This window comes from Angelakisella massiliensis (assembly GCF_900104675.1).
Classification (GTDB): domain Bacteria; phylum Bacillota; class Clostridia; order Oscillospirales; family Ruminococcaceae; genus Angelakisella; species Angelakisella massiliensis.
Map to the genome: position 1 here is coordinate 1039869 of NZ_LT629945.1, position 24021 is coordinate 1063889.

Here is a 24021-nt window from a genome sequence, read left to right on the forward strand (position 1 = left end):
GCGGGAGTTATACCCGGGCGCTTACCGTTGTGTGTTTATACGGGTTATGATGGTGGAAAACCCCTCTGTATCCAGGATGCAGGGCGGTTTCATCCGGAAGGGACGAAGCGCTCCGGCGTATCGTCTCTCCCATAGATCAATTCCAAAGAAAAGGAGATCAGCAACATGGATCAGCAGCTTTACGCCAAAATCGAGGCTTATATCAGTGCCAATCGCGCGGCCATTGTGGAGGATCTGAAAACTTTGGTCCGTATCCGCAGCGTCAGTGAAAACGGCAGCGGAGACAAGCCTTTCGGAGAAGGATGCGCCAAGGTTCTCAGCCGGGCAGTGGAGATGGCCCATGAGAAGGGCCTGACCGCCCAGAGCCATGGCGGCTATTACGGCACCGTCACCTGGGGTGAAGGAGACAAGACCATCGGTATTTTCTCTCACCTGGATGTGGTGCCCGAGGGCAACGGATGGCAGTATGATCCCTATAATCCGGTGGAAAAGGACGGTTATCTCATCGGCCGGGGCGCCACCGACAACAAGTCTGCCGCTGTGCTGGGAATGCACGTCATGAAGTGCCTGGAAAGCCTGGATGTCCCCTTCCGCAGCAAGGTAAGCCTCTTTATGGGATGCAGCGAGGAAACCGGTATGGACGATATTGCCCGGTATGTCCAGGAGCAGCCCATGCCTGATTTCTCCATTGTGCCGGATACCAATTTCCCCGTTTGCCATGGTGAAAAGGGAATCCTCCAGGTAGATGCCATGTCTGACCGGGCTTTTGAGCAGGTGCTGGAATTCTCCGGCGGCCTTGTGAGCAACATGGTGGCTGACAGCGCCCGGGCCCTGATCACGATGGATCCCCAGCTGCTGGACGAGCTGCGCCATCTGGCGGAAAGCACCCCCCGTATCCAGGTGACCCTGACAGAAAAGGGAATCCTGGTGGAGGCAACCGGTGTGGCCGCTCATGCCTCTATGCCTGACCAGGGCCTCAACGCCATTCATGAGCTGACCCATTTCCTCATCCGCAGCAAGATCCTGTGTGAAAATGACCGGCATCTGCTGGCCTTTATTGACAACACCATTGCCGACAACGGCGGCAAGGCCATGGGTGTGGACTTCCGGGACGAGCCTTCCGGCCCCCTCACCTGCATCTGCGGCGTATGCTCCACCAATGAGGGACGCCCCTGCCTGGATTTCAACATCCGCTATCCTGTTACCGACAAGGGCAGCCGTATCGTGGAAGGGATGCAGAAGCACTTCTTCCAGGCGGAGTGGAAGGTGACCAATTGGGATGACAGCGCTCCCGCCTATGTTCCCAAGGACGATCCCATGGTGGTGGAGCTGTCCCGGATCTATCATGAGATCACCGGCGCCGACGCCACCCCCTATACCATGGGCGGCGGCACCTATGCCCGGAAGCTGCGCAATGCCGTTGGCTTCGGTATGGAGAGCGATGAGCGTCCTCCCATGCCCGCTGGACATGGCGGGGTCCATCAGCCTGATGAAGCCCAGTCCATTGAGGGGCTGCTGGAGGGCCTGAAGATCTATGTGCTGTCCATTCTGGAAATTGATCAGATCCTTCATCGGTAAAACTCCTTCCATCTGCTGAAAGCGGATGCAGACAAAAAATCAATACCGCCGCTTGCTGCTTTTTGAGGCAGAAAGCGGCGGTATTTTTGTACTGCTGTAAAAAGAGGAAGTGGAGCCGGCCCGGAAATCCTTGATCCCTATAAGGCGAAACATCCATTCGATCAATACCAGGGGATTGGGCGGGCTTAAAAGCTTTTTTTCGCCCCTGTGTTTTCCAGACATCCCTGAGAAAAGCTCTCCGCCAGAGGGATCTCCTCTACCTGTCCCCCCTGGATCATGGCGCTGTACAGATCGATCAGCTCCTGAGCCCGGTGGGCGGCCTGCTCCATCAGCTGAGGAACACTGTCGGTACGCACCTGCTCCGCCCGTGATGGATCTCTCCAGGCCCTGCCGGAAAGATTGAGACTGTCCCATTGAGGGCGATGGAGTTTTACATGGGCCCGCAGAACGCCTCCCTGCCGCAGCAGCAGATCCCCCACAGAGGCCACCCTCCACAGGGAGTGGGAGCCGGAATACAGCAGCCTTTGGACCCGGAGCATCTCATCGGCGGCAGCCGCGATCTGCTGGGGCGCGATTACCAGGCCGTACACCTGACGGATGACCTGGGACAACAGCGCACCCAGCACCTCTTTGTCCTCGCCATCCAATCCATGGCCCTCCCGGGGGTCGTACCGGCTGATGGGCTGATGCTTGTAATAGCTGTACAGATCAATATCCATATCCGCTTCAATACGGCAGTGGAGCGCCCCGGGATGCTCTCCCGGACGCTTTGCCGCCAGACGGTACTGATGATGGAATACATAGGGGTGTACTACGCTGTCCAGCCCATAGTGCCCCAAAAAGCCATAGAAATAGGCCTCCGCCCGCTCCCGCCGGGAGGGCTCCTTCTGGGCGGCGCAGAACCTGGCCATGGCAGCCAACAGGGGAGAGGTGTGCTGATCGTGCATCCGGTTGCCCAAGGTGTGGAGAGGCGCCCCGGTGAGGACCCGGTAATAGAAAAACAGATCCGGCCCCTGGAGGCCCCAGCGGAACAGAGCTTCATAGCGCTGTTCCAGGTGGCGGGGACAGGAAAGAAATTCTCCCAGCAGGTCGTGGGCAACAAAATCAGCCATGGTATAAAAACTCCTTTCAAGGGCGCGTGGAAAGCGTCCGGGTGAGTGGGATTTATTCTGTGGGCAGCGGGAAAAGAGAAACTGAAAGGACCCTTGTTTTGGCTATGTCCAAAAGGTCCGGCACTTTTCCACAGGGGATTTCGTACCCTGTGGATACCAGCCTGGTCATCAGGTTGGATGCTTTCAATTTCACGCCCCGGCGGCTCTTTTTCCGGTATAAAACACAGGCATATATCCTGGGGTTTATGGTTTTACAATTGTTTTTTGCTCAGCCAATGCTTTTTTCCAGGCCGGAGGTTCTTCCGCTTTCTCCGCTGCAAAGATGTGATGTAACCTCTGGGATGGAAAACAGGACGCGAGCTTTAAGAAGCCTGTCCTAAAGAGTTACAAATGCGGCGAGCCATCCACTGAAACGCAATTGAGCTCGGGTGGAGAAAAGGGAATGCCGGCTTTTTATTCCGGCCACAAGCCCTGTCTGCGCAGATACTGCCGCACTGCCCCATAAGCCAGCAGATATCCCGCGGCAGGGGGTACAAAGGGCGTACTGCCAGGAGCATGGCGGCCTTTCTCACTTTCGGCACAGACGCTTTTTACCGGCAGCTCCACAGAATATACGGTTTCCAGCCGCTCCACCCCTCTTTTTTTCAGCTCCCGGCGCATCACCCGGGCCAGAGGGCAACCGTTTCCCGCCGTTTGGGACACATCCCCCAGACGCAGGCAGGAGGGGTCCTTCCGGTTACCGGTGCCCATGGAGGAGACAAGACCAATATCCCGGTCCCGGCAAGCTTGGGCCAGATGGAGCTTGGCAGTGACGGTGTCGATGGCGTCCAGCACCACATGAGGGCCCCAGCCAAAAAGAAAATCACTGTTTTCCGGCAGATAAAAGCTGCGGACCACCGTGATATCGCACTGAGGATTGATGTCCAGCAGCCGCTGCCGGGCGGCCTCTGTTTTATCCTGTCCCTGAGTGGAATGGAGAGCCAGCAGCTGGCGGTTCAGATTGCTGTGGGAGACCTGATCGCTGTCCACCAGCAGGAGGCGTCCCACGCCCGCCCGGCAGAGGGCTTCTGCCGCCGAACCGCCGACACCACCCAATCCCAGCACCGCCATGGAGGCCCTTTCCAGAGCCTCCACCGCGGGGGCCCCCATCACCAGAGCTGTTCGTTCCAGAAAATCAAACATCAGTTTTGCTCCTTTTCCTTTACTGCCGGGGCGCTGTGTCCAGTGAAAGCGCTCCTGGGCCTATTATTCCCCGGACAGCGGTCCAACAGCGGTTTGCTGGGGCTCCTTCCCCCATGGATAGGGATGGAAGAAAAGATCACCTGCCCGGTTTTCACAGGCAGGCGCTATTTTTTGCGCAGGAACCGCCACTTCTTTTTTTCTCCTCCCGCCAACAGCACCTGATCATACAGGCCCTGATAAGCGGGTGGGATCATTTTGTTCTGATGGTAACGGCCAAAATACCATTTCTCAAAGGAGGCGCTGCGCTGAAGCTCGTCCAAAAACGCGGTGAGCAGCGTGACGTCGCAGACCCTTCCATTGACGCAGGCGTCAATATTGGTGGGAGCCTGGTGGGAAAGAATAAAATCCAGCTTCCATCGATGCTCTTCCATCTTCTGGCGGAATCCAGACAGCTCCTCCTCCCGGGGCAGCATCCCGGGCCACCAATTGACTCCTTTTTCCAAAGGAGCGTTGTCGTCGCTGCTGCCGCCTCCCATAGCCAGAAAGGTCATCCCTTCCAGCGTGAAAACCTCGCCCCGGATCAGATGGACCAGATTGGGGCGGATACGATGGACCTGTCCGCCGTTCCAGTCCTCCCGGGGAAAAGCTTCCACCAAGTCCAGATTATCATGGGTTCCCTCTACAAAGGCCACCTGATAGTTCCGCTTGGCGATAAAATCCAGTGTCTTTTCCTCTTCAGCGCCCCCCTGCCACAGAAAACCGAAGTCCCCGCACACAAGGAGAGTATCATCCTTTTTCAGGGCCCGAAAGGGGGAGGAAGAAAAGCGCCTGAGGTCTCCATGAAGATCTCCGGTGACATAAATCATGATAAAACCGCCTTTGCAACAGGAATTGAGGGAGGAGACAAAAAGAGAAAATGGGGGGATAGAAAAAGTGGCGCTAGCTTGGGTGCAAAGAGAAATTTCCTTTTAGAATATGGAGGGAAAGTATCTGGACCCGGCACAGCCGGGGAGGATTACTTTTTTGCTGAGGCACTAGTCTGCAGCCCTCATGCCGGGCGGGCACTTCCTTTGGAACGAACCAAAGGAAGCAAAGTTCGCCAGCGTTCCGCTTCGCCGACACAAAGTCCGCTATGCTCCAGCCCCCTGGACGGAGGCTATCCGCCCGCTCCCTTGTGTCGGCTCTTCCGGGAAAAGTCACGCTTGCTCCGGCTGCTCGGTTGCCTGTGCCCTTTAGGGTAGTAAACGCCCTCCCGACGCCTCCGCTGCGCTAGCAACTTTTCCCGGGCGCTGGTTATTTCCGTTTTATAAGGAAAAAAGAACGGCTGCTTTTGCTTCCCCGCCCGGTACGCTCGGAAAAATGGCCCAAGGGGTCTGCTCCACCCCGTGGTCCATTTTTTACCGCCTGACACACGGGGGCGCCATTCCCTCGCTCTAACCCACGGCAGAAAGTACAGATACCGCCGCCTTGCTAATACCGGAATTCCGCTGCCGCCCTCGCAGACGCAAAGTCCGCTATGCTCCGGTCCCCTGTACGGGGACCATCCGCCCGCTCCCTTGCGTCTGCTCCTCCGGAAAAAGTCACGCTTGCTCCGGCTGCTCGGTTGTAAACGTCCTCCCGACGCCTCCGCTGCGCTAGCAACTTTTTCCGGGCGACGGTGTTTTTATTTGATGCGGAACCGGTATTCCGTTGCGCGGATAAGGTAGAACCTAAATCCGCCACGGGCGGATGGGGCTTGAGACGAAAGTAAACAAACAGGACCGCTCTCCTGCAAACCGCCGGTTTTGTTCTTTTATAGGCGGCGGATAAACCGCCGCCAGCGGGTTTCTCCAGCTCTCCAGAAAATCACAAGGCTTGTAGGCTGTAATAGGATGACAATCCTTTCCTGCTAACCGTGGATTTTACCCTCTTTAGGGGCGGCATATCTGCGGCGCTATCCAAAATTTCCTCTTGAATTTTAATAGCCTTCGCCCGAAAAAAGTTGCTAGCGCAGCGGAGGCGTCAGGAGGGCGCTTGTTACCCTAAAGGGCACAGGCAACCGAGCAGCCGAAGCAAGCGGGACTTTTTTCGGAGGAGCGGGGACAAGGGAATGGAGTGGATGGTCCCCGCCCAGGGGACCGTAGCGGAATGGACTTTGTCCCCGCGAGAGTCCCTTTGGGCGCATCCCTTCGTATCCCCCTTGGCCACTGGCACAATAAAAACCTTTAGATACACTTCTGCCCGATCCTCTTTGTACCATCGGGGGAATGCAGGCTGTTATTTGGAAGCTTTGGCAATAGCCTGATCCAGATCTGCGATAATATCCTCCACATTCTCGATGCCCACAGAAATCCGCACGGTTTCGGCGGAGATGCCGGAGGCTACCAGCTGTTCCTCTGAGAGCTGGCTGTGGGTGGTGGTGGCAGGGTGGATCACCTGGGTTTTGGAATCGCCCACGTTGGCCACGTTGGCAATCAGCTCCAGGCTATCAATGAACTTGCCGCCGGCTTCCCGGCCTCCCTTCAGGCCGAAGGTAAAGACGGCGCCGCCCCGGCCGCCCAGATATTTCTGAGTGAGGTCATAGTAGGGGCTGGAGGGAAGAGCGGGATAGGAAACGAAGGAGACGGCAGGATTTTCCGACAGATATTTGGCTACTGCCAGGGCATTGGCGCAGTGGCGTTCCATCCGCAGGCTGAGGGTTTCGATGCCGGTGAGGATGAGGAAAGCGTTGAAGGGGGACAGGCATCCTCCCAGATCCCGCAGGAACAGAACCCGCAGGCGGGTGCAGAATCCGGCGTTTCCGAAATCCTTGGCAAAGACGATGCCGTGATAGCTGACGTCAGGCTGGTTATACTGAGGGAAGCGGGGATTGCCCTCAAACTGGAAAGTACCGCAGTCCACCGCCAGACCCGCCAGGGAATTGCCATGGCCGCCCAGGAATTTGGTGGCGGAATGGATGATGATATCCGCGCCGTATTCCTTGGGACGAATGAGGGCGGGGGTGGTGAAGGTAGAATCCACAATGAAGGGGATGCCGTGGCGCTTGGCCACCTGGGAGATAGCTTCCAGATCGGCTACATTGGCGTTGGGATTGCCCACCACTTCCAGGAAAAAGGCCTTGGTCTTGGGTGTCACCAGGGCCTCCCAGTCCTCGGGATTATTGCCGGTAACAAAGTTTACTTTAATGCCCAGATTGCCCAGGGTAACGCCGAACATATTGATGGCGCCGCCGTAAATGTTCAAAGAGGAGACCACCTCATCCCCGGCCTGAGCCAGGCAAAGAATGGTGCTGAAGATGGCGGCATGGCCGGAAGAAAAGGCAACCGCCCCCACGCCTCCTTCCAGAGCGGCAATGCGCTCTTCCAGAACGGTGACGGTGGGATTGCCCAGACGGGAATAGATGTTGCCTCCCGCCTTCAGCTCGAACAGCTCCTGGGCGTGCTGGGTGGAACGGAAACGGTAAGCGGAGGTCTGATGAATCGGTACCTCGGTGGAGCCTTCACAGGCGTCTCCGGAAAAACCGGCATGAAGGGCCAGTGTGTCAAAACCCAGTTTGTTCAAATCCATAAAATGATCCCCCTTTTGGTTGTTTCAGTATGGATTCTCCGGGGCCGGAAAATGTTTACAATTGCCGTGTAGGCAAAACGGCCTTTTTTTGTTATACTAAAGCAGAGCGAAACCTGCCTTTCCCCGGTCCCGCGGGAATGGATACGGAATTTTTAATCTCATTTTATACGATTCAGAGGGGAATGTCCATGAAAAAAATGAGTTTTCTGCTGTCGGTGGTGATGATTCTCACCCTGGCATTGTCTCCGGTGACGGCCTATGGCCAGACCACCTATACCCCGGACTTTGAGGTGCGGGCGGAGGCAGTGTATATGAAAAACCTGGATACCGGCCAGGTGATCTATGAAAAGAACCCGGACCAGCGGATGTACCCAGCCTCTCTGACCAAGATCATGACCGCCATCGTCACGTTGGAAAATGTGGAGGACCTGGATGGGGAAACCGCCTACCTGAAGCTGTACCTCCAGGATATGATTTATGGTACAGGCTCCTCCACCGGCGGCTTTTACCTCAACGATGAAGCCAGTATCCGGGATATTCTTTATGCCACACTGCTGCAATCAGCGGGTGAATGCGCCCTGATGCTGGCGGATTATGTGGGCGACGGTTCGGTGGACCACTTTGTGGACATGATGAATGACAAAGCGGCGGAACTGGGCTGTACCGGGACCCATTTTGCCAATCCTCACGGCCTGTTTGATGAAAACAATTACACCACCGCCCGGGATATGGCCATCATTTCGGAATATGCCATGAGCATTCCCGAATTTGCCGAGATCGTGGGCACCTATACCCATCCGGTACAGCTGCTCAACCGGGACGCTACCCTCAATGAGCTGAGCACCAACTCTATGCTCAGCCCTTCCAGCCAGTATTACTACGCACCTGTGTACGGCATCAAAACCGGAACCCTTCCGGAAAGCGGCCGCTGCCTGTCCACCATCGCCAAGTATAACGGCTACACCTATCTGCTTATCCTTTTGGGCGTGCCGGAAACCGAGGCGGACGGTTCTGCCACCGATCCTGCCATTTACAGCTTCTATGAGGCAAAACGGCTGTTCCAGTGGGCCTTCAATAACTTCAGCGTCCGTACCGCCGTGGAAAAAGGGGAACAGCTGCTGGAGATCGATGTCAAATATTCCTTCCAGACTGATTTTATGATGCTGGAAACCGACCGTCAGTTTACCACCCTGATGCCAAATGATCTGGATTTGTCCAGCATCCAGTACATTCCCGATGTGCCGGATTATCTGGAGGCCCCTATTACCAAGGGAACCCAGGTGGGAGAGCTGTCCATGGTGCTGGCGGGAGAGGAGATCGGCAGGGTGCCCCTGATTACCACCCAGAATGTCAGTGCCTCGCAAATCCTTACCTTTTTTGGCTGGCTGGATAATGCCATCCACTCTTATTGGCTGAAATTCCTCATCGTTTTTACGGTGCTGCTGGTGGGCCTCTATACCCTGCTGCTGATCCGTCTGAACAACCTGAAGAAGCGGAAAGGGAAGTATTCCTCTTACCGGGAGAAACGCAACAGAGATCATTACCTGTAATGGAAGAACAAATCGCTTTATCATGAAAATCAGAGGGGAGCTTTCCTTTTAAGGAAAGCTCCCCTTCTTATTAGAAAGTTTAACATGCTCCCAAGAGGCATCAGATGCGCTCCGAAAAGTTCTTTCATTCATTCTCAAACCAGTAACAATATTACGGTTCTCTGTTTTGACAGATAGGGCTGATGATCCCAATTTTTGTTGGTATCACCGCTGGAGTGTTTCCCGATAGGGGGCGGCGGTTTATCCGCCGCCCCCTTTGGCCGCCTTGGGCGGCCATTTCTCTACCCAGGCAGCGAGCGGCTTTGTCCGGCTTTACCCGGGCGAATAGCGAGCGGGCGGTGTTATCTATGCTGGGACAGATATACAAACCAGCCTTTCAGCCCGTTCCCATTAACACTAAAAAGTACAAATTAAAACGGTGGCAGGCACTGTCTTTGACTAACCAGATCGCTATTGCCCCAACAATGGGTTTCCAAAGGGACGAGTCCCTTTGGGCGTACTCCCGCCCCCCAAAAGGTCACGCCTCATAAAAAATGGTACAGAATCGCTCCCGCGGCGCCCGCTCCCGCCATGACCAAAATGGGGTCCGGTTTCCAGCGGCGCAGCACCACCAAAGCCACAGCGAAAATTCCCGCGGCGACCCAGTCCAGGTGGGAAAGGGAGATCTGTCCTTCCTCCCCCCAAAGGGCCAGCACCAACAGAGAGAGGCCGGCGGAGGCGATCATGGCTACCACAGCAGGGCGCAGACCGGCCAGTATCCCCTGAATGACATCCAGCCCTTTGTAGTGATAGTAGACATAGGCCAGTGCCAGCACAATGACACAGGAGGGAAAAACGCAGCCCAGGGTAGCGATAATGGCTCCCGGCAGTCCGGCAATCTGGATGCCCACAAAGGTGGCGGAGTTGATGGCGATGGGGCCGGGGGTCATTTCCGCAATGGTCATAATATCGGCAAACTGGGTCATGGTCAGCCAGGGGTGCAGCTCCACTACCTGATGCTGAATCAGAGGCATAGCGGCATAGCCGCCGCCGATGCTGAACAGACCAATTTGAAAAAAGCTCCAGAACAGCTGCAGATTGATCACTGGACTTCGCCCCCTTCCTGGTTTTTCTTCCGGGTGCTCCAGGCAAGGTTTGCCGCCCCCAGAGCGCCGCAGACCAGAATGATGAGGATAATATTGACATTCCACAGCCGCACGGCGCAGAAGGCCCCTGCCAGCACAAAAATGGGCAGAAGCTTTTTCTGCTTAAAAATATTTGCGCCCATGGTCAGCACCACGTCGCAGATGACTGCGGCCACCCCGGCCAGCATACCGCTCATCACCATGCTCACCACAGCATTATCCCGAAAGGCGGCGTAAAACAGGGAAATAATAGAAATAATGATGAGAGGAGGCAGCACCGTCCCCAGCATGGTTATCAAAGCCCCGGGCACACCCGCTACCCGGTATCCCACAAGGATAGAGGCATTGACGGCAATGGCGCCGGGACAGGACTGGGCAATGGCGGTCAGGTCCAGCATCTCCTCTTCTTCGATCCATTTGAGATGATGTACAAATTTTTTCCGCATCAGTGGAATGATCACAAAGCCGCCCCCAAAGGTGAAGGCGCTTAGCTGAAAGGTGGACCAGAATAGGGTCCAGTAGGTGTTCTTCTGCTGTTTCAATCCATCTCCCCCTTACAGAGCCATTATACCTCTTGCAGAATAATAAGAAAAATAATATTATAATATAGAATCAATAAGTAATTTTATATTAATTGTGCCGGAACGCCTCCTATTTCCTCATAAGAAACGCAGAACCGGTGGCCCTCTTTTTTAAAAGAGAAAAGCTCATTGGCTGCTGCTGGATGTCAAGGTGGGGAAAAGTGGTGTTTCTTATGTGCTCATACTCAAAAGCCTTGGGAACTGGGCCTGTCCATCAAAGCCTGTGCCGGTCAAAAGCCGGTTTTCACAGAACGCCAGGAGGGGATTGAAATGACCCTGCGACACATCAAAATTTTTCTGGCCGTATGCCAGCATGACTGCAATACCACCAAAGCGGCCAAGGCGCTGCTGATGACCCAGCCGGCGGTGAGCCTGGCCATACGGGAGCTGGAGGAATATTATGGTGTGCGGCTTTTTGACCGCATTGGACGCAGGCTCAATATCACCGAAGCGGGACAGCAATTTCTCTCCTACGGCAGCCACATCGCCGCCCTCTTTGACGATATGGAAAAAGGATTGCGGAACTGGGACGCACTGGGGCTTCTGCGGGTGGGCGCCAGCATCACCATCGGGGCACAGCTGCTGCCCAACTATATCCGGGCTTTTTATGCCCAATATCCAGGCAAGGAGATTCAGGCGGTGGTGGAGCCCTCCGAGCGGCTGGAGCAGAAGATCATGGATAACACCCTGGACCTGGCGCTGCTGGAGCGTACGGTCCATTCTCCGCTCTTGGTGTCGCTGGATTATATGGATGATCGGCTGGTGATTATCGCCCCCGCCGACGGTCGGTATCATCCCGGCCAGATCGTGCCGGTGGAGCAGTTCCGTAAGGAAAGATTTCTGCTCCGGGAACAGGGGAGCGGCACTCGGGAGGAATTTGACCGGGCGGCAGCGGCGGCAGGCTTTTCTGTCACGCCCACTTGGGAAGCCATGAGCACCACCGCTTTGATCAATGCGGTTATCAGCGGCCTGGGCGTGGCAGTATTGCCGGAACGGATGCTGACAGCTCCCCTGGAAGAAGGTCTGGTGGTGCCTATCCAGGTGGAAGGAATGGAGATGAGACGAAAGTTTCATATTGTCTACCACAAGGATAAGTTCCTCACCCCCTCCGCCCAGGCGTTCATAAAACTGTGCCAAAGTTATGAGCAGGAGCATCCCGATGCCCCATACCATGGGCTTTACTGAAAGGAAAATCCCTGTTTTTATATTTTCCTCACCAGGGGATGTTTTCGGAGTTGTTCCGCTGACAAAAACATCCGCCGCCTCAGACAGGGTTTCTTGACTTGGGAAGGAAAGTCCATTATGATGAAAACAGTATTTCGCTGAAAGGATGTGTCGTTGTGTCCGATACACTGAAATCCAGACTGCTGCAGCTATTGCTGGATAACCGGGATAAGCCTGTTTCGGGGCAGCTGCTGAGCGGACAGCTGGGAGTGACCCGGGCGGCGGTGTGGAAGGAGATCGAACAGCTGCGCAGGGAGGGTTTTGTTATTACCTCGGCTACCAACCGGGGATATCAGCTGACGCAGATGCCGGATCTGCTGACCCGGGAGCTGATCGGCGGGTATCTGCCCTCCTCCCGCAAGGCATCCGTGATCTGTATGCAGGAGGTGGATTCCACCAACACCGCCGCCCAGAAGCTGATCCTGGAGGGGGGCGAGGATGGACTGGTGGTGGTGGCAGATCATCAAACCAAGGGCTCCGGCCGCATGGGACGTCCGTTCCTTTCCCCCGCCGGTGTGGGTGTATATCTGTCCATGGTGGTGGAACCCCATTGTACAACCGACGCCCTCAATCTTCTCACCTCTTACGCAGGTTTGGCGGTTTGCCTGACCATTGAGGAGTGTACCGGTCTGCGGCCTTCCATCAAGTGGCCCAATGATGTGATCCTGGAGGGAAAGAAAGTCTGCGGTATCCTCACCAAGCTGGTTTCCGACGGGGAGAACAATCGGGTCACTCATGCGGTAATCGGCATCGGGATCAATGTGGGCCAGGAGGAGTTCCCCCAGGAGCTGCGGGATAAAGCCATTTCCCTGCGGCAGGCAGGCGCGCAGGACCTCTGCCGTGCCAAACTGGCAGCTACCCTGATCCAGGTGCTGGACCGGATCTTTTTTGAGGAGAAATGGCTTCAGACCACTCCTGATGCGGCCCTGGAGCAGCTGAAGGAGCGCTCCTGTACTCTGGGCCGGGAGGTCCTGGTCATCTCCCCCAGGGAGGAACGCCGGGGACAAGCGGTGGATCTGGACCGTTGGGGCGGTCTGGTTGTGGATTTCTCTGATGGCAGCCGGGAGACTGTCACCTTCGGGGAAGTGAGTGTTCGGGGCGTTTTGGGCTATTTGCCTCAATGAAAAGGGAAGCTTCCCTGAGAGACAGAAGGAGAGACAGATGAAAAAAGTGCTGGTTGTGATCGATGGCCAGGGGGGCGGCTTTGGAAGAGCCCTCATTGAAAAACTGCGTCAGCAGCCTCTGTCCGAAGTGGAAATCCGGGCGGTAGGTACCAATGCCCTGGCAACCTCGGCCATGCTGAAAGCGGGAGCTGACGCCGCCGCCACCGGAGAAAACGCGGTGATCGTCAACGCCGGGCGGGCGGATATCCTGGCGGGACCGGTAGGAATCGTTCTGGCCAACTCTATGATGGGGGAGTTCAGCCCCGCCATGGCCGCCGCTGTGGGAGAAAGTCCTGCCAAACGTGTGCTGATTCCTGTGAGCCGCTGCGCCACCTATGTGGCCGGTGTCGCGGAAAAGCCCCTGGCACAGTATCTGGAGGACGCGGCAGCGCTGATCCGCAGACTGCTGGAGGAGGAGTGAGTTTCCCCTTTTTCTGAAAAACGATGGAGAGACGAGCCGCAGTTTTGAGAAACGAAGGCAGATCCTTTTGCTGATGACAAAGGAGCCAATTTTTTGAAAGTGAAAAGGCGACTTTATGTTTTCCGATGCAGACCCATATTCAGGGCTTCCAGACATTGCGAGCATGATAGATCATGATGAAGGTGCAATTGAGAAGATCCGTTTTTGGGCAGACAGGGGGGGCGGCGGTTTATCCGCCGCCCCCCTTTGGCCGCCTTGGCGGCCAAATCCGATCAAGGCAGCGAGTGGATTGTCCGGCTTTACCCGGGCAACCGGCGAGCGGGCGGTTTTTCCTATACTGGGATAGGAACAAGGAGCATCCCTCCACCCGTTCCCCTTAACACTAAAAGGTACCAGCCAAAACAGTGGCAGGCACTTTTTCGGACTAACTTGATCGCTATTGCCCCAACTATGGGTTTCCAAAGGGACGAGTCCCTTTGGGCGTATCCCCTTGCCATCAGTTTCCACCCAGCGTCCATCGAGGACAGAAAAACAATCTTAGCCTCAGGCAGCGAGTGGATTGTCCGGCTTTATACGGACAACCGGCGAGCGGGCGGTTTTTCCTATACCGGGATAGGAACAAGGACCATCCCTCCACCCGTTCCCCTTAACACTAAAAGGTACCAGCTAAAACAGCGGCAGGCACTTTTTCGGACTAACTTGATCGCTATTGCCTCAACTATGGGTTTCCAAAGGGACGAGTCCCTTTGGGCGTATCCCCTTGCCACCAGTTTCCACCCAGCGTCCATCCAGGACAGAAAAACAATCTTAGCCTCAGGCAGCGAGTGGATTGTCCGGCTTTACCCGGGCAACCGGCGAGCGGGCGGTTTTTCCTATACCGGGATAGGAACAAGGACCATCCCTCCATCCGTTCCCCTTAACACTAAAAGGTATCAGCCAAAACAGTGGCAGGCACTTTTTCGGACTAACTTGATCGCTGTCGCCTCAACTATGGGTTTCCAAAGGGACAAGTCCCTTTGGGCGTAACTCCTGGCACAAACTTTCGCCCAGCTCTTATTCAAGTAAGAAAATCGATTTCCATCCCGCAGAAAGCAGCGAAATCTATAAATAAAGACCTCCCGGCCCATCCAAAAGGACAAACCAGGAGGTCTTTTCTTTGCAATTGCTGATTCCTCAGCTGCACAACGGCAACAATTTCCTTATTTGAACATCATCAGCAGGAAACCGGCGGCAACTGCGGAACCGATCACGCCGGCCACGTTGGGACCCATGGCGTGCATCAGCAGGAAGTTGGTAGGATTAGCCTTGGCGCCTTCCACCTGGGAAACACGGGCGGCCATGGGAACAGCGGACACACCGGCGGAACCGATGAGAGGATTAACCTTACCATGGGTAAGAGCGCACATCACTTTACCCAGCAGCACGCCGCCCGCGGTAGAGAAGCAGAAGGCGAACAGGCCCAGGAACACAATGGCCAGGGTCTGGGGCCGCAAGAAGACCAAACCGTCAGCGGTAGCGCCAACAGTGGTGCCCAGCATGATGGTAACGATGTTGCACAGAGCATTCTGAGCGGTATCGCTGAGACGTTCGGTGCAGCCGCACTCACGGAAGAGGTTGCCCAGCATCAGCATACCGATGAGGGGAGCAACAGAGGGCAGCAGCAGCACGCAGAAGACGGTAACAACGATGGGGAATACGATCTTCTCGGTCTTGGAGACCTTGCGCAGCTGGCTCATCTTGATTTCCCGCTCTTCCTTGGTGGTCAGCGCCCGCATGATGGGGGGCTGAATGAGGGGGATCAGCGCCATGTAGGAATAGGCCGCCACAGCGATGGGAGCCAGCAGCTCAGGAGCAAGATTGTTGGTCAGGAAAATAGCGGTGGGACCATCGGCGCCACCGATGATGCCAATAGCGGCAGCCTGAGCGGCGGTGAAGAGCGGCACTCCGTCAATGACCACATAGGTACCCAGCAGGTTGGCCACGGTGAAGGCCACATAGATGCCCAGCTGAGCGGCAGCGCCCAGCAGCAGGCTGGCAGGGTTGGCCAGAAGAGGACCAAAGTCGGTCATAGCGCCTACGCCCATGAAGATCAGACAGGGGAAAATGGAGCTTTTGACGCCGGAATAGATGATCCGCAGCACACCGGAGTTATACCAGTGAGTGGAGGCCACCTGAGCGGCAGCGGCGTTGACCGCTTCCACCGAGCCGGTGCCGTTGGCCAGAGCAGCCTGGGCAGCGGCCAAAGCATTGGAGGCCTCAGCGGTGGCGTCATACATCAGGCCGGCTTCCGGAAGGTTGGCCAGCATCATACCGAAGGCGATGGGCACCAGCAGAAGGGGCTCGAACTTCTTGACAATGGCCATGTACAGCAGCACGAAGGAGATGAGAAGCATCGCGCCCTGCTGCCAGGTCATGGCCGCAAAACCGGACTGTGCAAAGGTTTGCACAATAATCTCAATAAAATTCATCCTGCGTCACCATCCTTAGCCCAGAACAACCAGGACGTCGTCGGTGTTGACAGTGCTTCCTTTCGCAGTAAGTACCTGAGAAACGGTGCCGTCGCAGGGAGCCACGATATCGTTTTCCATCTTCATGGCTTCCAGAACGATGAGGACGTCACCGGCCTTGACAGCCTGGCCGACAGTGGCGTTGACCTTCAGAATGGTGCCGGGCATGGGGCACTTCACCTGGGTGCCGGCGCCGGGAGCCACAGGAGCGGGAGCGGCGGCAGGAGCAGGGGCAGCCGCGGGAGCGGGAGCAGCAGCAGGGGCCGGAGCGGGAGCAGCTACGGGAGCAGGAGCGGCCACAGGAGCGGCCACAGGAGCGGCCACAGCGGTGGTAACATTGAGGATCTCGGCGCTGGACTCCTCCACATCGACTTCGTAGTTCTTGCCGTTGAGAGTAACAATGTATTTCATAACAGGTATCCTCCTAAAACACAATTCAGTCTACTTTCTTGATGGACTTGAAAATCAGCTTGTTGACAGGCTTGCCCAGTTTGTTGGCTACAAGGGCCATGATCACAGCGGCGTCCCGCTCCTCCACGCCATCCATTTCGATGACGCCCTTGATGGAGTGGAAAGCCAGGTGATTGAGGGGAATGCCGGTCTTGTCGCTGACAATGGCCATAACGGCGGCGGCGGAAGGGGCATCCACATCGGTGAGGGTCAGGCCGGGAGCGGCCACAGGGGGGGCAGCCACAGGAGCAGCCACTGCAGGAGCGGCAGCCACGGGAGCCGGAGCAGCGGCGGCAGGAGCCGGAGCCTGCTCACCCCGCTCAGTAGCGGCGCGAACAGCCTTGGAGATAAGGGTGATGATGAAAGCCAGAATGATCAGCTCCATGAACACCACCAGCATCCCGATGAGGGACAGCAGCAGGGAGTTGCCCAATCCCATTGGTACAGAACCATCCAGCATAAAGGCAAAACCTCCTTACTTGATTTCCTTGATGGTATAGGAGAAGGTGTTCTTCTCTTTTTCGGCCCGCTTCTGGAAGAAAGCTTCCGCCTGAGCGGGGAAGGCGATGTAGGACAGAACGTCCTCGTCGGACTTGGCCAGGGAGCCGATCTCCTTCTTGCCCTCCTCAAAGCCGGGCTTGAGGGTGTCGGCAAAACGGCAGGTGATGGGCTTCTCGTCTCCCAGGATCTTCTTGACCAGGGCGGGATCGATCTCGCCGGGAGCCTTGCCGTATTCACCGCGGACATAGGCTTTGATCTCCTTGGAAACGTTCTTGTAACGCTCGCCGGCCAGAACATTGGCGGTAGCCTGTACGCCCACCATCTGGCTCATGGGAGTGACCAGAGGAGGATAGCCCAGATCCTTGCGGACAGCGGGAACCTCATTGAGAACCTCGTCCAGACGGTCCAGGGACTTCTGAGCGGTCAGCTGAGCCACCAGGTTGGAGAGCATACCGCCGGGAACCTGATACACCAGAGCGTCGGTCTCAGTGCCCATAACACGGGGATTGAGGGTCTTGTCTTCCAGATAGCCCGCCTTGATGGGTTTGAAGAAATCGTTGATCTCTTTGAGGACCTTGTCATTGAGACCCACTTCATAGCCTTCCTGACGGAAGATGTAAGCCATGGTCTCGGTGGCGGGCTGAGAAGTGCCGCCGGAGAAGGAAGAAATGGCGGTGTCCACCACGTCAGCGCCTGCCTCCACGGCCTTCTGCAGGGTCACGGGGCCCAGACCGGTGGTGCAGTGGGTGTGTACAACGATGGGGAGCTTGACGGTCTCCTTGAGGGCTTTGACCAGGTCATAAGCCTCCTGAGGACCCATGATGCCGGCCATATCCTTGATGCAGATAGAGCCGACGCCCATGCCTTCCATATCCTTGGCCAGCTTGACATAGCTTTCCAGGTTGTGAATGGGGCTGGTGGTGTAGCAGATACAGCCGGAAGCGTGAGCCCCGTTCTTCAGGGTTTCGTCCACGGCGACCTCGATGTTACGGATGTCATTGAGGGCGTCGAAGATACGGATAATATCCATGCCGTTCTCGATGGACTTCTTGACAAACATACGGACCACATCATCGGGATAGTGCTTGTATCCCAGAAGATTCTGGCCGCGGAGGAGCATCTGGAGCTTGGTGTTGGGGCATGCGGCCTTGATCTTCCGCAGACGCTCCCAGGGGTCCTCATCCAGATACCGCAGGCAGGAGTCAAAAGTGGCTCCGCCCCAGCACTCCAGGGAGTAGTACCCAGCCTGATCCAGCTTTTCCAGGATCGGCTGGAACTTGTTGAAGGGCAAACGAGTCGCGATCAGGGACTGGTTTGCATCCCGCAACACAGTTTCGGTGAATTGAACCTTCATAGTGCGTTTACCTCCATGCAATTGATTCGAAAAATCTACCCACTTTATAATATCGGAAATTGCCCCCTGATGCAAGGCTTTTCCCCGCCCCATAGGGGCAGAAACCAAATCTTCGTGCACTTTTTTTGTGACAGCACAGACTTATGGGAAATTTTTTTTGTATTCTGACAAAATCAGAAGCTCTTTTCCAAAAGGAAAGCTTTCTCTTCCTCAAAGGCAAAGGCCGCCGGCAAGCCAAACAGCTCTCCGGCGGCGAAAAAACGGTCAAAATGACGAAAAATCACATATTTCTGGAGGCAATGAAATCCACGCCGGTACCGCAGATATCCTTGACCACCACATCTCCCACATGAACGGGCGCTTCCAGCTCCACCGAGTTGAGCAGCTTCATGGCGTCCTTGATCAGCCCCTTGGGGATGTCGCTGCTGGTTTTGACGGGGCAGCGGGGATGGATGCCCCCCTTGACCTTTACGGTAGAGGTGATGACCCGGGTGGGGTTGACCAGCTCTTTCTTACCATATTCCCGGCCCCGCTCGCAGCCGAAGCCGGTGACAGCGTAGCCGTTCTCCTCGTCCACCGACAGATGGCAGCCCTTGGGGCAGACGATGCAAATGACGTTTGTCATGTTCCGCACTCCTTCCTTACTGATGCTCCACCGAAACGGTGATCTCGTCTGAGGCCTTATCCAGCAGCACCTTGGGGATGGTGATCTTCTCCATCTCGCCGGGGGCCATATGCTCCCGCTTGAAGGCGCACAGCTGGGTGTCTCCGCTGGTCACTTTGATGACCATGTCCTGGTAGACATTGTTGACCCGGAAGAAAACATCCACGCCCTTTTCCACGTTCTCCCGGCGGATGTGCTGGGGAACGGTGTAGTTGACGCAGCTGCCGGTCTTGACCTCGGTAACAGGTCCCCCGGCCTTGTGGCCCAGGGCATACTTGGCGGCGGCGGCACCGGCCCGCTTGCTCTCAGCGGTGACGAAGTCCACCAGATCATGGACGTGTACCACGTTGCCGGAAGCGAAGATGCCGGGGGCGGAAGTCTCCATGTTCTCATAGACCACAGCGCCGTTGGTGCGGCGGTCCATAACGATCTGGGCGTTGCGGGTCAGCTCGTTTTCAGGAATCAGGCCCACGGAAAGAAGAACGGTATCGCAGTCAAACTCGATCTCGGTGCCGGGGATGGGACGGCGGTTTTCATCCACCTTGTTGATGATGACCTTTTCCACCCGCTCCTTGCCGATGATGTTGGTGATGGTGTGGGACAGATACAGGGGAATATCATAGTCATTGAGGCACTGGACGATATTCCGGGTCAGGCCGTTGGAATAGGGGCACAGCTCCACGCAGGCCAGCACCTTGGCGCCTTCCAGGGTCATGCGGCGGGCCATGATCAGGCCGATGTCGCCGGAACCCAGAATAACAACCCGCTTGCCCACCATATAGCCTTCCATATTCACATACCGCTGGGCCGCGCCTGCGGTAAAGACGCCTGCGGGGCGGTCACCGGGGATGGCGATGGCGCCGCGGGTACGCTCACGGCAGCCCATGCACAGCACCACAGCGCCGGCGGTCAGCTCCTGGTAGCCCTCCTTGGCGCTGATGCAGCGGACGATGTGGTCCTGGGTGATCTCCACCACCATGGTGTCCAGCTTCACTTCAATGGCGGTTTGTTTGACCAGCTCCACAAAGCGTCCGGCGTATTCCGGACCGGTCAGCTCCTCTTTGAAGTAATGAAGGCCGAAGCCGTTGTGAATGCACTGGTTGAGGATGCCGCCCAGCTCCTTATCCCGTTCAATGACCAGCACCTTTTTGGCGCCCTTGTCGTAGGCTTCACAGGCGGCGGCCAGACCGGCGGGACCTCCGCCGATGACAATGACATCATAATTGGTATTCATCACTTTACCTCCTGTTTGGTGGGATTGGTCAGGATGTAGGAGCCTTCCTCATCCATCTGGATGTCCATCAGGGACACGCCCAGTTCCCGGGCCAGGATCTCGTGGACGCGGGGGCCGCAGAAACCGCCCTGGCAGCGGCCCATGCCGGCATTGCAGCGGCGCTTGATGGCGTCGATGGAACGGGGAACGATGGGACGATGGATGGCTTCCACGATCTCTCCCTCGGTGATGGTCTCGCAGCGGCAGATGACCCGGCCATAGAGAGGATTCTCAGCGATGACTTTCTTTTTGCCCTCGGCATCCAGCTCACGGAACTTGATCCGCTTGCGGGTGTCGATGAACTGCTCCTTGGCCTCGGTTTCAAGACCGCAGCCCTTCAGCAGCTCCACAGCCATTTTGCCGATAGCGGGAGCGGAGGACAGACCAGGAGACTTGATGCCGCCCAGGTTGATGAAGTTCTTGCAGGCAGGGGACTGCTCAATAATAAAGTCGGAACGGTCGGTGTTGGCACGGACACCGGCGAAGTTGCGGATGCTGTCCCGGAAGTTGATGGAGGGGACGGATTTCACCGACAGGCGGCGGACAAAGTCCAGACCCTCGGCGGTATTGTCCACATCATCTCCGTGGGCGCAGTTGACAGCGTTGGGGCCGACGATCAGATTGCCATGAACGGTGGGGGAGACCAGCACGCCCTTGCCCACTTCGGAGGGACACTGGAACACCACCTTGTTCACCAGATTGCCCTGGGATTTGTCCATCATGTAATATTCGCCCCGGTTGTAAATGGTATGGAAACCGGAGCCGCCCACCATTTCGTGGACCTTATCGGCGTAAACGCCGGCGGCATTGACCACATACCGGGCCTCAAACTCCCCGGAAGCGGTGGTGATGTGGAATACATCATCCTTCTTCTCAATGGCGGTCACCTTGGAATTGAGGTGCATCTCCACGCCGTTGCGGACAGCGGTCTCCGCCAGCGCGATGCAGAACTCCCAGGGGTTGACGATGGCGGCGGAGGGAGCGTACAAAGCGCCGTGAACCTCGGTGCTGATGTTGGGCTCCATGGCCAGCACTTCCTCTTTGGTCAGCACCTTCATGTCCGGCACGCCGTTCTGAACGCCCCGGTCATACAGCTTGTGTACAGTTTCCATTTCCTTTTCAGAGAAGGCCAGCACGAAAGAGCCGATCTGCTTGCGCTCCACATCCAGCTTTTCGCACAGCTCCTTGGCCAGACGAACGCCTTCCACGTTCAGCTTGGCCATCAGGGTGCCGGGCTCCGGGTCGTATCCGGCGTGGAGGATGGCGCTGTTGGCTTTGGTGGTGCCGTTGGCCACGTCGTTCTGAGCCTCCAGCACAGCCACCTTCAGCTTATACCGGGAAAGTTCGTAGGCAGTGGACGCGCCGATGATACCGCAGCCGATAATTGCTACATCATACATAGGTGTTTGTCTCCCTCCTGTTTTGTTTGGCGGCGCTTTTCCCATCATTCCATCGGTACCTCTTGCAGCGGAAACCACAGGAAAAACAAAAAGAGCCAAAGCAAACAAAACCCGGGGGGCTTTGTCTACCTTGACTCAAATTCTCACAAGGATAAACGCCGATCCTTCAGACACAAATAGTATAACACATCCCCTGTTTTGGAACAAGGGTCAAAAACGACAAAAGCGGGAAAAGCCTTTGTGCATTATTCCTCCTGGCGGCTGAGCTTCTCCAGATCATAAGGAGTTTCCTGATAAACGTAATAGTTCAGCCAGTTGGAGAACAGCAGGTTGGCGTGCCCCCGCCACCGGATCATTGGCTCGCGGGTGGGGTCGTCATCAGGATAGTAGTGGGCCGGAACAGAGATGGGCAGCCCTTTGTTCCGGTCCCGCCAGTATTCGTCCGCCAGGGTGTAGCGGTCATATTCCGAGTGTCCGGTAACAAAAATCTGCCGTCCTCCCTGGGCCTCTGCCAGATATACTCCCGCGTCGGGAGACATCGCCAGAATCTGCACTTGGGGACAGGCGGCAATGTCCTCCCGCAGGACAGTGGTATGGCGGCTGTGAGGCGCCCAAAATTCCTCATCAAAGCCTCGGAGCAGAGGGTAATTGTCCACCAGGGGATGATGGGCGAAAATGCCGAACATTTTCGCCGGCAGCGGATGCTTGGGAATACCATAGTGGTAGTACAGCCCCGCCTGAGCTCCCCAGCAGATATGGAGAGTGGAATAAACATGGCTGCGGCTCCATTCCATGATGCGGCACAGCTCCGGCCAGTAATCCACTTCTTCAAAAGGCAATGTCTCCACCGGCGCACCGGTGATGATCATGCCGTCAAAACGCTGGTCCTCGATCTCCGGCAGGGTCTTATAAAATTTGATCAGATGCTCCGCGCTGGTGTTTTTGGAGCGATGACTGCTGACCTGCAGCAGCTCCACATCCACCTGAATAGGGGAGTTCCCCAACAGCCGCAAGAGCTGGGTTTCTGTCTCGATCTTCTTGGGCATCAGGTTGAGGATGACGATTTTCAGCGGACGAATGTCCTGATGATCCGCCCGGTCCTCCCGCATGACAAAAATATTTTCCTGCTCCAGCACCGAGAAGGCGGGCAGCTCGTTGGGAATCTTGATGGGCATAAAATGGAACCTGGCCTTTCCTGTAAAATCTTCTGTCCCCCAGTATAAAGGAAAATGTCCCGGAATGCAACGGCGGGGATTGTGCCCAAAAAAGAAATGGGGTATCATAAAAGGAAAAGAGCGGATATGCCTCAGAACGATCCCCCCAAGGCATATATATAATAATGTATAGGGAGAGGAATGGGGGATGAGAGGGGAAACGGGGGATACGGCCAAAGGGACTCTCGGCGGGGCAAAGTCCGCTACTCTCGGAATGCCCAATTAAGGAATTGGGCATTCCTCGCCCGCTCCCTTGCCCCGCCTCTTCCGAAAAAAGTCCCGCTCCCGTCCGGCTAAAGGCTTGCAAGCGCGCCTTATTGACGCCGTCTGGTCGCTAGCAACTTTTTTCGGGCGGAGGCTATTAAAATTCAAGAGGAAATTTTGGTAGTACCGCAAATGTGCGGCTTAAAGGCGGCGCAGCTAAGCTGCGCCGCCCCCAAAGAGGGCGAAAACAATGGTTTGCAGGAAAAGGGACTTATCATCTTATTTCAGCTTACAAACCCTGTAGTTTTCTGAAAAGCTGGGGGAGACCCGATGGCGGCGGTTTATCCGCCGCCCATAAAAGAACGAAACTGGAGTTTTGCAGAGGAGAAGTCCTGTCCGCTCACTTTTGTCTCAAGCCCTATCCGCCCGTGGCGGATTTTAATTCTACCTTATCCGCGCAACGGAATACCGGTTCCGCATCGAATAAAAATTACCGTCGCCCGGAAAAAGTTGCTAGCGCAGCGGAGGCGTCGGGAGGGCGTTTACAACCGAGCAGCCGGAGCAAGCGTGACTTTTTCCGGAGGAGCAGACGCAAGGGAGTGGGCGGATGGTCCCCGCACAGGGGACCGGAGCATAGCGGACTTTGCGTCTGCGAGGGCGGCAGCGGAATTCCGGTATTAGCAAGGCGGCGGTATCTGTACTTCCTGCCGTGGGTAGGAGCGAGGGAATGCCGCCCCCGTGTGTCAGGCGGTAACTAAAACTACCTTAGCATACCGAAAAAAGTTGCTAGCGCAGTGGAGCCGTTGTGAGGGCGTTTACCAACCGAGCAGGCGAAGCAAGCGGGACTTTTTTCGGAGAAGCGGGGGCAAGGAAATGGAGTGGATGGTCCTCGCTTAGAGGACCGGAACGAAATGAACTTTGTCCCCGCGTCGGAGCGGAGGGGCGACTTGAAGCGATTTTCCGAGCGTACCAG

General features: G+C 56.2%; 19 protein-coding genes. 5 read left to right on the forward strand and 14 right to left on the reverse strand.

Going from position 1 to position 24021, the window contains the following annotated elements; all coding sequences use genetic code 11:
• Positions 1-165 precede the first annotated feature (165 nt).
• Positions 166-1578, forward strand: a complete 1413-nt coding sequence (locus BQ5383_RS10250) for a Sapep family Mn(2+)-dependent dipeptidase (protein WP_071431722.1) — start codon at positions 166-168, stop codon at positions 1576-1578.
• 185 nt (positions 1579-1763) lie between these two features.
• On the opposite strand, the gene BQ5383_RS10255 is transcribed toward BQ5383_RS10250, so the two are convergent.
• The 4 genes from BQ5383_RS10255 to BQ5383_RS10275 form a co-directional block, all read right to left on the reverse strand.
• Entirely contained in the window at positions 1764-2690 is a 927-nt protein-coding gene (locus BQ5383_RS10255) for a zinc dependent phospholipase C family protein (protein ID WP_071431724.1), read from the reverse strand.
• A gap of 453 nt (positions 2691-3143) precedes the next feature.
• Positions 3144-3872 (reverse strand): tRNA threonylcarbamoyladenosine dehydratase, encoded by a 729-nt coding sequence (locus BQ5383_RS10265; RefSeq protein ID WP_071431729.1) that lies wholly within the window; start codon positions 3870-3872, stop codon positions 3144-3146.
• Positions 3873-4036: 164 nt separating this feature from the next.
• The gene (locus BQ5383_RS10270) at positions 4037-4738 is read right to left on the reverse strand and encodes a metallophosphoesterase family protein (protein ID WP_071431731.1); all 702 of its coding nucleotides are present in this window, start codon (positions 4736-4738) and stop codon (positions 4037-4039) included.
• Positions 4739-6128: 1390 nt separating this feature from the next.
• Positions 6129-7418 (reverse strand): O-acetylhomoserine aminocarboxypropyltransferase/cysteine synthase family protein, encoded by a 1290-nt coding sequence (locus tag BQ5383_RS10275; protein WP_071431733.1) that lies wholly within the window; start codon positions 7416-7418, stop codon positions 6129-6131.
• Between the two features lie 188 nt (positions 7419-7606).
• Here BQ5383_RS10275 and BQ5383_RS10280 point away from each other — a divergent pair, with 188 nt between their 5' ends.
• Positions 7607-8968 (forward strand): D-alanyl-D-alanine carboxypeptidase family protein, encoded by a 1362-nt coding sequence (locus BQ5383_RS10280; RefSeq protein WP_071431735.1) that lies wholly within the window; start codon positions 7607-7609, stop codon positions 8966-8968.
• Positions 8969-9492: 524 nt separating this feature from the next.
• On the opposite strand, the gene BQ5383_RS10290 is transcribed toward BQ5383_RS10280, so the two are convergent.
• Both BQ5383_RS10290 and BQ5383_RS10295 read right to left on the reverse strand, forming a co-directional pair.
• Positions 9493-10053, reverse strand: coding sequence for a chromate transporter (locus tag BQ5383_RS10290; RefSeq protein WP_071431739.1), 561 nt, complete (start codon positions 10051-10053; stop codon positions 9493-9495).
• Positions 10050-10634 carry a chromate transporter gene (locus BQ5383_RS10295; RefSeq protein ID WP_071431741.1) on the reverse strand — a complete coding sequence of 195 codons (585 nt, stop codon included), beginning with the start codon at positions 10632-10634 and terminating at the stop codon, positions 10050-10052. Before BQ5383_RS10295 ends, BQ5383_RS10290 begins: the two co-directional genes overlap by 4 nt.
• A 309-nt stretch (positions 10635-10943) precedes the next feature.
• On the opposite strand from BQ5383_RS10295, the gene BQ5383_RS10300 reads away from it, so the two are divergent.
• From BQ5383_RS10300 to BQ5383_RS10310, 3 genes are all read left to right on the forward strand, one after another.
• Positions 10944-11858 (forward strand): LysR family transcriptional regulator, encoded by a 915-nt coding sequence (locus tag BQ5383_RS10300; RefSeq protein WP_071435014.1) that lies wholly within the window; start codon positions 10944-10946, stop codon positions 11856-11858.
• Positions 11859-12013: 155 nt separating this feature from the next.
• Positions 12014-13021 (forward strand): biotin--[acetyl-CoA-carboxylase] ligase, encoded by a 1008-nt coding sequence (locus BQ5383_RS10305; RefSeq protein ID WP_172724614.1) that lies wholly within the window; start codon positions 12014-12016, stop codon positions 13019-13021.
• 37 nt (positions 13022-13058) lie between these two features.
• Positions 13059-13481, forward strand: coding sequence for a DUF3842 family protein (locus BQ5383_RS10310; protein ID WP_071431743.1), 423 nt, complete (start codon positions 13059-13061; stop codon positions 13479-13481).
• A 1199-nt stretch (positions 13482-14680) separates the two neighbouring features.
• On the opposite strand, the gene BQ5383_RS10320 is transcribed toward BQ5383_RS10310, so the two are convergent.
• From BQ5383_RS10320 to metA, 8 genes are all read right to left on the reverse strand, one after another.
• A complete protein-coding gene (locus tag BQ5383_RS10320; RefSeq protein ID WP_071431747.1) occupies positions 14681-15949 on the reverse strand; it encodes a sodium ion-translocating decarboxylase subunit beta in 1269 nt (422 codons plus the stop codon).
• A 15-nt stretch (positions 15950-15964) separates the two neighbouring features.
• Positions 15965-16399, reverse strand: a complete 435-nt coding sequence (locus BQ5383_RS10325; protein ID WP_071431749.1) for a biotin/lipoyl-containing protein — start codon at positions 16397-16399, stop codon at positions 15965-15967.
• A gap of 25 nt (positions 16400-16424) precedes the next feature.
• Positions 16425-16898, reverse strand: coding sequence for an OadG family transporter subunit (locus tag BQ5383_RS21345; protein WP_071431751.1), 474 nt, complete (start codon positions 16896-16898; stop codon positions 16425-16427).
• Between the two features lie 15 nt (positions 16899-16913).
• Positions 16914-18293 carry a pyruvate carboxylase subunit B gene (locus BQ5383_RS10335; protein WP_071431752.1) on the reverse strand — a complete coding sequence of 460 codons (1380 nt, stop codon included), beginning with the start codon at positions 18291-18293 and terminating at the stop codon, positions 16914-16916.
• Positions 18294-18573: 280 nt separating this feature from the next.
• The gene (locus BQ5383_RS10340; protein WP_071431754.1) at positions 18574-18918 is read right to left on the reverse strand and encodes a DUF1667 domain-containing protein; all 345 of its coding nucleotides are present in this window, start codon (positions 18916-18918) and stop codon (positions 18574-18576) included.
• A gap of 16 nt (positions 18919-18934) precedes the next feature.
• Entirely contained in the window at positions 18935-20191 is a 1257-nt protein-coding gene (locus tag BQ5383_RS10345; RefSeq protein ID WP_071431756.1) for an NAD(P)/FAD-dependent oxidoreductase, read from the reverse strand.
• Positions 20191-21630 (reverse strand): NAD(P)/FAD-dependent oxidoreductase, encoded by a 1440-nt coding sequence (locus BQ5383_RS10350; RefSeq protein ID WP_071431758.1) that lies wholly within the window; start codon positions 21628-21630, stop codon positions 20191-20193. The genes BQ5383_RS10345 and BQ5383_RS10350 overlap by 1 nt, the downstream gene beginning before the upstream one ends.
• 245 nt (positions 21631-21875) lie before the next feature.
• Positions 21876-22805 (reverse strand): homoserine O-acetyltransferase MetA, encoded by a 930-nt coding sequence (gene metA / locus BQ5383_RS10355; RefSeq protein ID WP_071431760.1) that lies wholly within the window; start codon positions 22803-22805, stop codon positions 21876-21878.
• Between the last annotated feature and the right edge of the window lie 1216 nt (positions 22806-24021).